Origin of the sequence: Parabacteroides caecihominis (genome assembly GCF_023656785.1) — a bacterium.
In the GTDB taxonomy this organism is placed as follows: Bacteria; Bacteroidota; Bacteroidia; order Bacteroidales; family Tannerellaceae; genus Parabacteroides; species Parabacteroides segnis.
In genome coordinates this window covers 55,710-68,171 of the sequence record NZ_JAMOKS010000027.1, presented here as the reverse complement: position 1 = coordinate 68,171, position 12,462 = coordinate 55,710, and the positions used below count along the sequence as shown (strand labels likewise).

The window sequence follows — 12,462 nt, the reverse complement described above, 5'->3', positions numbered from 1 at the left end:
TCATTTCAATGATAAATGGAAACCACCCGAACTGTCACAAACAGATTTCACAGAAACCGACTCTTCAATAACATCAAGTACAGAATTTATATCCCCCAGCAAATCAAGCTTACCGGAAATAGGAATATCCGCAACCTGCTCGTCATATCTGATATTTACTCCATAATATCGTGCGACACGATTTAAAACATCTCCCGTACGGTCATTCTTCAAGTACATCAAGTTATCTTTCCAACATATATATTTAAAAACATTAACTTTCTCTGTCGATGTTTTTCCATCTGTAATACTGACCCGCTGATCCGGTGACATCATAACCTTTTCTTTAGTGTCTGTCTCCACTTCAACGCATCCCTTCACCAATACCACCGATGCCGATTTATCTTCTTTATATGCGGTGACATTAAATACGGTTCCCAATACTTTCACATCAAATCTTCCTGTTTTCACAATGAAAGGACGTTTTGGATCGCGTGCCACATCAAGATAAACCTCACCCTCCACAGCTATCTCCCTCCTTTTCTTATCGAATACGGCAGGGTATATGACATGGCTGCCTGCATTCACATATATCTTGGTTCCGTCTTCAAAAGTAATGTTCATACGTCTTCCTTTGGGAACAATGATATGGTTCAATTCTTTTTCATTTTTAGCGGCATCGACATTCCTCACAGACTGAACTTGCTGTTTATTAATAGAAACTTTCCCATTCGAATCATAGTTAAGAACAGACTCATCCTCCAACTTCAAATGATTACTGGAAGTAATCAAAGAAATTTCCGTCGTACTGTCTGCCAGCATGCTACTTTCATGTAATGCAGCAACCAGAGAAGATTCGGAAGGTATAAGATATAATGTAGAGAAAACGGCAGCTCCTAAAACCAGCACAGCGGCCACAGAAGTCCACACAAGACGGTATCTCGTTTTCTTTATTTTCTCCTGTTCTGACGCCTGTAGTATTTGTTCTACAGCATTCCACGAGTCATCTATTTCTTTCCGGCTGACCTGCTCTATTTTCTTCATCAGGCCGACCGACCGTCTGGCCTTTCTGAAAAAATAATTATTTGATATGTTATCTTTCCTATACACGTTTCTATTGTATTTACACTATTAAAACGATAGGATAGAGAGATCGTACTCAACGAAAATAAGAAATTATCACTTTTGCGAAAAAAAGTTTTTCAGGGAAGTTTACTTGGCTAGTTCGACATGAAACCATTTGAAATTTTCAGCCAGATGAGAAAAAACATCCAGTTCCTCTTCTTTACAGTCTGCCTGACCTTTATAATCTTTCAGTTTAATGAAAAACAACTCTTTCAGTTTTAACAAAGAGCGGCAAAGCAAATTCTTACTCGACTGGTAGTTTATATTCAGAATATCAGCAATGTCTGAATGACTGGCACCTAACATATAATAAAGGTAAAGAATTTCCTGCTGACGTGGTGAAAGTTCAAGAAAAGCTAACCGCATAATTATAAAATCATCAGACGACTCATCTTCCGGAGGATAAGGAATCAGGCTCTTATCGAAAGATAAAAGATCATCTATGCAAGGAAGAAACATATCTGAACGGGAATTTTCATATTTCAGGTCATCATAAAGTCTGTTGCGAAAAGCCAGAAGCAGGTAGCCTTTAACAGATTGGGTGGCAGATAATTTATGATAATTCTGTATTAACTTGGCAAAAAAGTTCTGGATGCAGTCTTTTACAAGTTCTTTATTTGCACAAAATTTACATCCATAGTTATATAATAGAGGATAGTATCGCCTGTACAACTCAGCAAAAGCCTTCCGGTCTCCATTCAGACAGGAATCCCATATTTTTATATCTGATAGCTGAGTCATAATTAAATTAGATTATTATAAGAAACAAATGTAGGTATTTATTTCCGAACCAATATTTCAAAATAATTACAAAATTAATTATTTCTACACATATAACATGACAAATCTTTTATCAAATTGTCAGACTGATGCTTCTCCTCCTTCTTATAATTATCATATTAAACATAAATCACATCAAATTTCCAGACAAAATTCTAGTTCACTCAAAAGCTTATTTGTTAAATTACACCAATTTCAAACCCGGATGCATCTTTTTAATGCCTTTACTCATCTTCTTTTCATACAAATACAAAAAAATCTGTCAGGCCGATAGGGGTTTTTGAAATATTTCTGTCTTACAGGTGAAATTTAAAAGAAAAAAGAAATGAAATACATACTATTCATTACTATGGATCTGGCAGTATATCCTTTTCTGCTACTATTTTATATAGTAAAATGCATCTTTGATAAGATACAACCTGCTCACTGATTTCCAACACAAACAAAAATCAGCCCAAAGGGACATTTTAATATCCTTTTGAGCTGAATTATATGATTAGGATCGGGAAGTCTTATTTAAAAACCTTTTTTACCGCTTCTAAAAATCCATATTTAAATTCAGTATCCGGCTCCAGATAACTTCCTTCTCCCCATTCGTTCCAGGCATTGATCGTTACTAAAGGAGTCTGATCAGGATGTTTGTCTACAAACTCTTTTGCTTTATACAGGAATTTCTCGAATTTTTGAGGTGTAACATTTGATACAGCTGGTTGTGGACCACCAGGGAAACGAGGATTATTGTCCCAATCGATAGAAACATGCGGAAAATAAGGGATAGAGAAACTTTCACTAAATTCTTTATATTTAGAAATAGCTTTTTCTCCCCACGAAGCATAATCCTGATTAATCGAAACAAAATGAACCCATTGGTAATTTGTCAAACTATTAAAGCCTAAATATTTGACTGTATTATCCTGTGTTTCCGATTTATCTCCCGGAACTGCGGACAGCGTTGAAGGAAGAGCACCCCACAAAATGGCTTGCAGATGTACTCCTTTTAAACCCGCCTTTACACATTTTACCCTAAAATGGTCCAATGCCTTTTTAGCCTCTTCCATTCCTCCCAAACCATTAATGAATGTTCCAAGTTCATAAATAGCAAAAACAGGTTTTCCATCTATTTTGTAATAATTCGGTTTCATGAAATAGTCTTTGATAACATGATCGGTAAAACGATCAAAAATATCAAAATCCACCTCTCCTTTCCAAAACACTTTACTTTTATCCGGTTCTTTGGGATCTAAATAAGTGGTATGCGTATGATTAGCCCACATTAAATAAAAATTCATTTTTTCATTATTCCGGGCTTTCAGAAAACCATCGTTCAATGTTCTCTCCAAAAAAGGTTTATCATCATACCAATACCAATCAAAGATAAATGTATTAACACCATATTCCAAAGCCGTATCGATTACTTTCTCCTGAACCTTCGGATCAGCCTCATCCAAATATCCCCACAAAGGAACCCTGGGTTGTCGATGTCCCTCAAATTTCGGTTTAGCTTTATAGATCGCTTCCCACTCTCCCTTTCCATCCGGAAAAACATTCATCTCCTTAAAACGCGGATCGTCCTGATAAGCCGGCCAAATATAAGCTGCTACATCATACTTTGACTCATTCTGCTGGGAAAACACATAAGAACTCAACAAAAGCAACACACTCAATATATAATAATATCTCATATATTTTATCTTAATTGAAAATGATCATTTTATTTTTCATCCACAAATACATGTTTAACAGCCTCCAAGTAACCATATCCAAATACATTACAAGGCATCAGATAACTGGTCTCCGTCCATTCATTCCAACTATTTATTGTTATCAGCGGTTTCTGCTTCGGATGCCGATCGACAAAAGATTTTACTTTGCGAAGCGCTTTTTCAAAGTTCTCAGGTGTATTATTCTTCACTACTGCACTAACACCTGTACGGGGACTATTATCCCATCCCACACTTATATGAGGATAGTAAGTGAAATCATATGAAGAATCAATGCGCTCCCATTCTTTTTCAACAGCATCCATAATGACATTATAATCTTCATTTACATTAGTAAAATGAGCAAACTGATAATGAGTTCCGCTGGTGAATCCTAATTTCTTTACAAATGAATTTTCCGGATTCGTTGTTTTCCCAGCATCGAACCCACTATAATTCATATTTATGGACCACATCGTTATCTGCAACTCAAGCCCTGGGAACCCAGCCTTCTTCGTTTCCTTCTTGAACCATTCCAAAGCATCTGCTGTTTCTTCGATTCCTCCCAGGCCCGCTATCAACTGTGGTATATCGTAAATCATAAAAACAGGTTTTCCATCTATCTTATAATATTGAGGATGTTTGAAATATTTCTCGATATTACGTTTACAGATCTTTTCAAACTCCTGGCGATCCACCTTACCAGTCCAGATCACATTATCTTCTTTCACTCTGGCCAAACGGGTATCCCAGACATTCACCACATCATGGTTTGCCCACATCAGATAGAACTGCATTTTATCCACATTATTAGCTTTCAGGAAACCATTATCCAACGTTGTCTCCATAAACGGACGACCGTCATACCAATACCAGTCAAAAATAAAAACATTCACACCATGCTTTGTTGCTTGTTCTATTTCCATTGACATAACCGAAGGATCTGCTTCATTAATATACCCCCACAGAGGTTTGCGTTCCCAATAATGTCCGGGATTTCTCTTTTGCATCGTCATAACAGTTTCCCACTCACCTATCCCCATCGGCCAAAACGGACGTAAACGCGGATCGTCAGAAGCATACGCCGGATAAAGGAATGCCGCTATATCATACTTCTGCTTCTTTCCTTGTCCAAACAAAAGGATCGAGCAACACAAAAACACAAATAATAAACACAATCGATTTTTCATATTTTCTATTCTTTATTAAAAACACTTTTTACAGCTTCCAGATAGGACATTCCGTTTTTCGTATCAGGTTCCAGATAACTACCTTCCGTCCATTCATTCCAACAATTGATATTTAAAATGCGCGGGCCATCAGGATCTGCCAATAATCTATCCCGGGTCATTTGTAAAGCTTTTTTGAAATTAGCCGGAGTATTATTGGAGATAGTGTTCGTATAGGGATAGCCATAATTGCTACCACTCCAATTCTTTTCCTGATTTGTCCTCGGACTCGGGTCCCATCCCATAGTCACATTCGGATAATAAGGGACTCCATAATCTCTTTTGGCATTATCCCAATGTTCCAGATATTTATCCCTGACATAATTAAAATCAGTTTCAACCTGCGGTAATCCGGCATGATGAACCCAGACATAAGATGTCGCAGAATCAAACTCAAGTTTTTCTAATAATTCTCTATTATTGATCGGTGCATCCTGACCGGGTAAAATAGCCGTACTCCAAGCTACCAGATTCCAATGTATCCCCTTTAATCCGGCATTAATAGCTTTCTGATTTAATTTTTTCATTTCCTTTATCGTAGCTTCCAAAGATCCGAAACTATTGATAAAATTTTGAATATCATAGATAGAAAAATAAGCTTTCCCATCTATCAACCAATAATTTGACTTAGTAAAATATTGTTCAATCAAATTATCACCAATACGATCGAACATTTCAGAAGTAACCTTTCCATCGTATAAATAATCATATTTATCGCCTGCAGTATAAGGATACAGTTCCATCCAGTCATGGTTTGCCCACATGAGTGCAAATTTAATGGAATCAGTATTCGATGCGTGCAGAAAACCTTCATCCAAACAACGGTTTAAAAAAGGTTTCCCCTCATAAGTATACCAATCGAAAATAAACACATCGATACCATGTGTCGATGCAGCCTGTATTTTCTGCTCCATCACTTTGGGGTCCTTTTCGTCGGTATATCCCCACGCCGGTACTTTAGGCTGATAATGTCCTTCAAAGCGAGGTTTGGCATGTTTTACCAACTCCCATTCCGACCAGTTTTCAAAATGCTGACGGCTAATGCGCAAATCGGTAGTATCACGTGTATGGTAATTAGGAAAATAATAACACGCCACTGTAATTTCATCGCTCATATCTTTCACCTGCCCCATGCACGTAACAGTAAAAGCCTGCACAATCAAACAAATAACTACTTTCAGATTCATTTTTTATTTTTTTTACTTTCACAAAAACGATCAGTCCAGATCCATTACCTGAAACTGACCGTTTTTGCTAATACTTATTTATATCCCGGATTTTCTACCATATTAGGATTACTGGATGTCCTGCTCAAAGTTATAGGCAAATAATAATTTTCCTCTTTAAACAATGGCGCGGAAACACTTCCGTCAATATTGTCCAGAATTTCCAACTTATATTTTTTCTCATCATCCGTATAGCTGGAATAGTCCAAAATATATCGAAGACCCGAAAAACTTCTTGATAATTCTGTTGTTGCTGTTCTCCAACGTCTGACATCCCAATACCGATGTCCTTCAAATGCCAGTTCCACTTTTCTTTCATGACGTATCTTATCCTGGCTGATTTCTTTTAGCGGGGCAATACCGGCGCGTTCCCGTATTTGATTGATTGTATCCAATGCTTCACCTTTCTTACTTAATTCATAAGCAGCCTCCGCCAAATTCAGTAAGGTTTCCGCATACCGGAATAATAAGAAATCCTGAGAAGAAGTAGCCCATGCAGACTCAGTTCCTGCCATATTATCATGAGATTCATCCAAATATTTCATTACCCCGAAACAAGTTCCTTCCAGATCCTGATCACCGGTACATAACACCCCATTGTAAGAATCCTTCGTCATGATCGTCCCATCCGGTAAAAGCAAGCCGTTATGGTAGTCCACAAAGTTACCTTTCCACGGAGTTTCTTGTGTATATATCGTAGCAAAGAAACGAGGATCCTTTTTCCCCCACAACTTATCCATAGTCCACAGACCATTCTCCACTTCTGCACGGTTCAGTTTTCCGGGAGTACCATCCACATGTTCAAACTCTTCCACCAACTCCAGATAAGGACCATCCAGGTTACCTCTGTTCCAACCTTGGGGACGAGGGCACTGAAAGAAATCGACTGCCCATCCATTTCCTCCGGTGATCAAACCATTGGAACTATCATGTCTTTTGGCAAAGATAACCTCACTATTATTTTTAACTAAAAATATATTTTTAAAGTTTGTTACTTTATCCGCATCCTGATTATATAAAGCAAATTTCCCGCTATTTATGATCTCCTTGGAAGCATCATAAGATATCTGATAAAAATCCTTAGCTTTTTCTGCTGGGATTCCCACAACTCCATCCAATTGCACCTTACCGAACTGTGCAATACTTGCAGCGTATAAAGCAGCCCGCGACTTCAAAGCCAAAGCGGCATATTTCGTTGCACGTCCCAGGTTTCCACTTCCGGCTTCTTCCGGCAGTTCATTTGCTATTTCACTTGTTTCAGATATAATAAAATTATAGACAGCTTCTTCCGTATCCCGTTTAGGATATAATTCTTCCTCCGGATCAGTCAACTGCTGCGCTTTCAAAATCAAAGGAACACCACCATAACGTTTTGCCATGGCAAAATAAGAAAAAGCTCTCAAAAAACGAGCCTCTGCAACCCGAGTACCTTTAAGTTCTTGATTTAACGGAGATTCAGGGACTTTTTCTATAAATTCATTGATTTTACGAATAGGATCATATCCCCACCAGTCCAACAAACCACCATCTATTTTTAGTCCGCCAAACTTATAATTATATCCGGTCATAGCTTCTCCCCAATCTCTCCATTGAGACAAGCATTCATCAGACACATGATTCACAACAAATGCAGGGAAATAACCATCACCTTGCCAACCTGCACCGCCACTTTCATTTCCAAAATAAGACATGTGATAGTAACATTGGACTAAATAAGCTTCAATCAAAGCTTCATCATTCCATACAGCTTCATCAGAGATGATATCTAACGGGGTTTTGTCCAGAACGTCTGAACAGGAAACAAGAGATGAAGCAATTATCATTAATGACAAAAATATTTTTTTCATACGATTAGACTTTTTATTAGAATGACAAATTAACACCTACAGAAAGAGTTTTTTGTTGAGGATAGTAGTATCCGCCTTGTCCGGAAGGAGCCTCCGGGTCAATATGATATTTTCCTAACTTATCGAATGTCAACAAATTGGTACCTGCGAAATACACTCTGCATTGCTTAATAAATAATTTTGTACAAAGCTCTTTTGGCAAATTATATCCGATAGCCAACGATTTCAGACGTAAATAACCCGCTTTTTTATAAAAATAATCAGACGTATATCCATTGGTAGCAGCACCTCCCAAACGGGGATAAAGAGCATCCGATACATTATTTTGCTCACACCAACGAAGATCATACAACTCCTGTGGGAAGGTCAATGTATTATGCCACAATGTGATATTGCTGTTATATCCGAAAGCACCCTGGAAAAGAGCAGCAAAATCAAAATCTTTATATTTCAGATCGACATTCAGTCCGTACATCCAGTGAGGCATAGTTCCTTTACCTATCTCAACCTGGTCTTTCCAATCCAACACTTTATCTCCATTTACATCCACATACCGAATATCGCCTGGTCGCAAAGATGTATTTTGCTTATTATCCTGATCAAAACCCAAATTATCAATTTCTTCCTGAGAAGTGAACAATCCGTCTGATACATATCCAAATTGTCTGTCTATCCATTGTCCGGATTTCTGATTTATCCTTTTCTGGTCAGGATCTGTATACATCTGTTCTTCATAATGATCCCATTTTGCTCTGGACCACGAAATATTACCACTAATATTATAACTGAAATTTTTAAAGTTTTTTGAACTACCGACAATAAGTTCAAACCCTCTGTCTGTCATACTATTAATATTCTCATCCGGAAAACTTGCACCAAATGTAGGAGATAAACTCATTGAACGTTTAGCAGGGATACCCGATCTCTTCCGGTAGAAGACATCACCTTCCCCATAAATTAATTGATTCAGGAATGAATAATTCAAACCGACATTCCATATTTCAAATTTCTCCCAAGACAAAATAGGATTAGCTAATCCTGTCGTCACAATACCGGACATACTTTTATCTCCCAACAGATAATACCCATTTAATTTATAACCGGATAAATATTGGAAGTTACCCACAGCATCATTACCTGAACGTCCGTAACTTGCTCTAACCTTCAAATCATCCAATACTGATTTGGTATTTTCCATAAAAGACTCCTCTGTGATTCTCCATCCTAATGAAGCACTCGGGAAAAAACCCCATCTGTGTCCGGGAGCAAATTTAGCCGAGGCATCCGCTCTTAATGTTGTTTCCAACAAATATTTATTCTTATAGGAATAATTGAATCTTCCGACAAAACTCTTACGTCCCATCTCCGATGAAGCTCCGTCATTTTTCATTGTTTCTGTATTACCAACAAATAATTCCTCTATAGAAGGAGTCAGCAAATCTTCCCTGCTGGCAGACATCCAGTTGCCGGAGTAATCAATCGCTTCATACAGAGCCAAAACAGACAGGGTATGATCTTCCGCCAACGTATTATCATAATTAACAGAAAATTGCCTGGTCAGCATTTTACTTCGATCATCCCGTTGCGATAATTGAGCCGAATTTCCCAAACCTCCTGCACTGATATATGTGTCACTCGCCACATCATATCTATAAAAGGAAGATGGTCTGTTAAATCTCTTTTGGAATTTAATATCATCATAATAATTAACAAAAAATTTAGCAGAAAGCCCTTTTACCCATTTTATATTATATTTTAAAGCGATTGTACCGGTTAAAGTTAGCTTTTCATCTTTTGTATATCCGGATAAATCGGTATTGGACGTAACATGTGCCCCCCCTGTTCCCTTTCCATCGGCATAAGAGATTCTCGTCGGATCAGGCAAATGAGCCGGATAAATAGGCAACGTATTCCAAAAGTCCTGCCAAACTGTATTTTCCCCTGCAGACTGTCCACGGACTGTCGTCATATTATCAGACTTTATGAAAGACAAGTCCAACTGCAGTGATAACTGATCCGTGATATTGGCATCGATATTCGACTGCAAATTATAACGCTTATAATCCCCACCATTATTTTTCCAGATAGATTCCTGACCTAAATATCCTAAAAAGCCATAATACTTGATCTTCTCACTACCTCCGCGTACCGATATATTATGCTGGTTCAATGGAGACCAGTTTCTGATCAATTCGCTATACCAATCGGTATTTACATACTGCGGATCTGTTCCGTCATAAAACTTCTGTATTTGTTCTTCCGTATAGGGAGCGGTCGATTCCGGTTTACCGGACTGAAGCCACTCTTCCCGTTTCAAAGTAGCATAATCTCCCGAAGAAACAGGTTTAGGCATAGTAGTAATACCTTGAAAAGTAATGGATGAATTAATAGCAATAGTCGGTTTTTGGACAACTCCTCTCTTTGTTGTTACCAAAACAACGCCATTACCGGCACGAGCTCCATAAATTGAGGCGGAACCATCTTTCAGTATACTGATAGACTCAATCTGGTTCGGGTCAACCCGGTTAAAATCAGTTTCTATTCCATCTACAATCCAAATAGCATTATCCGCAAATCCACGCACCTTTATAGTGGCCTGGTCCGCCCCTGGTTGTCCGCTTGTCTGCTGAGATACCAACCCAGGCAATCTACCACCTAAACTATTTATAGTACTGGAAACCGGAGCCACTGTCATTTCTTCACTTTTAACCGTAGCAATAGAACCTGTCAGGTTCCCTCTTTTCTGGGTACCATATCCGACAACGACTACTTCATCCAATGTTTTAGTATCTTCCTTTAATGTGATAGCCAATGCCTGTTCATTACCGATTTTTTGTTCATAAGAAAGATAACCGATGTAAGACACTTCCAACAGATCTCCTTTTTCTACATTCAATGAGAATTTTCCGTTTATATCTGTAACAGCTCCATTTGTCGTTCCTTTTACCATTACATTGGCTCCAATAATAGGTATACCGGCTGCATCGACAACTGTCCCTGTAATTTTATTCCCTTTTTGGGAAATAACAGGATTTGATGATTTTACAGATAATACAATACGGTTCTCTACTACTGAATAACCTACATTGGTCCCGGAAAAAACGGCATCCAGTATTTTAAATATATCAGCATCGTCGACAGATACCGATACTTTACGATTCAAATCGACATGACGATTGTTATAAAAAAAAGAAAAATTACTCTTCGCTTCTATCTGTTCCAACACTTCCTGCACTGTTTGATTTTTCGTTTCCAAACTTATCCGGGCAGTTTGTGCATAGCTACCAGAGGCATGTAATAAGCTAATTGAACTTAGCATAAAGACAAAAAACAGTTTCATAACCAATGGAATCTTTTTTAAGGTTAACCCAAGTGACATTGTCACCCACCGAAATTGGGTAATAGATAATTTTTGCATAACTTTGTGTACTTTTTTAAGGAAAAAATGATTTGATACGAACCTGTCGCCAAACAGGTTTCTTTCAGTTAACTCATTTCATTCGGATAAATACGCCAATATTTATCCGAATGTTTTTGTTTCAGGAGGTCCGTTTGCCATACGCTTTCATTTTTAATAGATTTCTACTTTACTTTTTCTATCCAATTTGTTTTCCGACGGAATATAACGCCACTTAATTCCGGAAGAAGCATTGAATATGTCTAATATCTGTTCCAATCGATGATTGGTAAATGATCCGGTAAAAAAATCTTTTACATATTTATTATTTGACACTACAAAATCCACATTAAACCTCTTTGTCAACATACGCAATGCTTCTTCAAAAGGAGTCTTCTTGAAAATAATCATTCCATCCTTCCAGGATATCTCAGCTTCCCCGCTTGTCCGATATATATCCGACCGATTCGTCTGGATATTATAAATCAATTTTTCACCCGGTTTCATATTCACCTGTCCGGAGTTGGAAATAAAAGCGACTTTTCCGCTGATCAATGTGGTTGAGACAATAGAATCCCATTTAAAAGCTTCCATATTAAAAGAAGTTCCCAACACTTCCACGCTGGCATTGTGAGGAGTGGTTACAACAAACCGCTTTTCCGGATTCTTTACGACTTCAAAAAAAGCCTCACCTTCCAACCGGACCGAACGGAGTTCCCCTTCGAAACTCTCCGGATATACCAGTGAAGACTCGGAATTCAAATTAACCTTTGTACCATCCGGTAATGTCAGGCTGGTCGTCATACCCGGATTTGTCCGGACTTCCAACATACGGATATCCTGTTTTTCAGGAATAAGTACTTGCAACAGATAAGCAACCAGCAACGGGATGAATAATATGGCAGCCACCCGCTGCCCCCATATAAACAACGCCTTTAGTTGGCTTCTGAAAATACGATTGTCTACTTTGGATAAAGCATTGTCCGTATTTATCCGATCCATGACAGAGATAGTATCCGATGCCAAATAGATCAGTTGTATCTGCCGGGCTATTTTATAATGCTCTTCAGATTGACGGATCCATTTTTCAACTTTCTCCTTTTCCTCCGCAGATACATTGCCTTCACAATAACGGGGAAGAAGTTCCTCTACAATATCTATATTCTTTTCGCTCATTAA

The 12,462-nt window shown here is 38.1% G+C and carries 8 protein-coding genes; all 8 read right to left on the bottom strand.

Annotated elements, in window-relative coordinates; translation table 11 throughout:
* Entirely contained in the window at positions 1 to 1,023 is a 1,023-nt protein-coding gene (locus NBH14_RS20155; protein WP_186959168.1) for a FecR family protein, read from the bottom strand.
* A gap of 168 nt (positions 1,024 to 1,191) precedes the next feature.
* Positions 1,192 to 1,845 (bottom strand): RNA polymerase sigma factor, encoded by a 654-nt coding sequence (locus NBH14_RS20150; RefSeq protein WP_122329116.1) that lies wholly within the window; start codon positions 1,843 to 1,845, stop codon positions 1,192 to 1,194.
* A gap of 551 nt (positions 1,846 to 2,396) precedes the next feature.
* Positions 2,397 to 3,566: a glycosyltransferase WbsX family protein gene (locus NBH14_RS20145; RefSeq protein WP_186959167.1), complete on the bottom strand. Its 1,170-nt coding sequence runs from the start codon at positions 3,564 to 3,566 to the stop codon at positions 2,397 to 2,399.
* A gap of 29 nt (positions 3,567 to 3,595) precedes the next feature.
* Positions 3,596 to 4,774, bottom strand: coding sequence for a glycosyltransferase WbsX family protein (locus NBH14_RS20140; protein WP_186959166.1), 1,179 nt, complete (start codon positions 4,772 to 4,774; stop codon positions 3,596 to 3,598).
* Between the two features lie 5 nt (positions 4,775 to 4,779).
* A complete protein-coding gene (locus tag NBH14_RS20135) occupies positions 4,780 to 6,000 on the bottom strand; it encodes a glycosyltransferase WbsX family protein (protein ID WP_186959165.1) in 1,221 nt (406 codons plus the stop codon).
* 74 nt (positions 6,001 to 6,074) lie between these two features.
* Positions 6,075 to 7,886 (bottom strand): RagB/SusD family nutrient uptake outer membrane protein, encoded by a 1,812-nt coding sequence (locus NBH14_RS20130; protein ID WP_186959164.1) that lies wholly within the window; start codon positions 7,884 to 7,886, stop codon positions 6,075 to 6,077.
* 16 nt (positions 7,887 to 7,902) lie between these two features.
* Entirely contained in the window at positions 7,903 to 11,226 is a 3,324-nt protein-coding gene (locus NBH14_RS20125; protein ID WP_250817725.1) for a TonB-dependent receptor, read from the bottom strand.
* A 231-nt stretch (positions 11,227 to 11,457) separates the two neighbouring features.
* A complete protein-coding gene (locus NBH14_RS20120; RefSeq protein ID WP_186959163.1) occupies positions 11,458 to 12,459 on the bottom strand; it encodes a FecR family protein in 1,002 nt (333 codons plus the stop codon).
* Positions 12,460 to 12,462 lie beyond the last annotated feature (3 nt).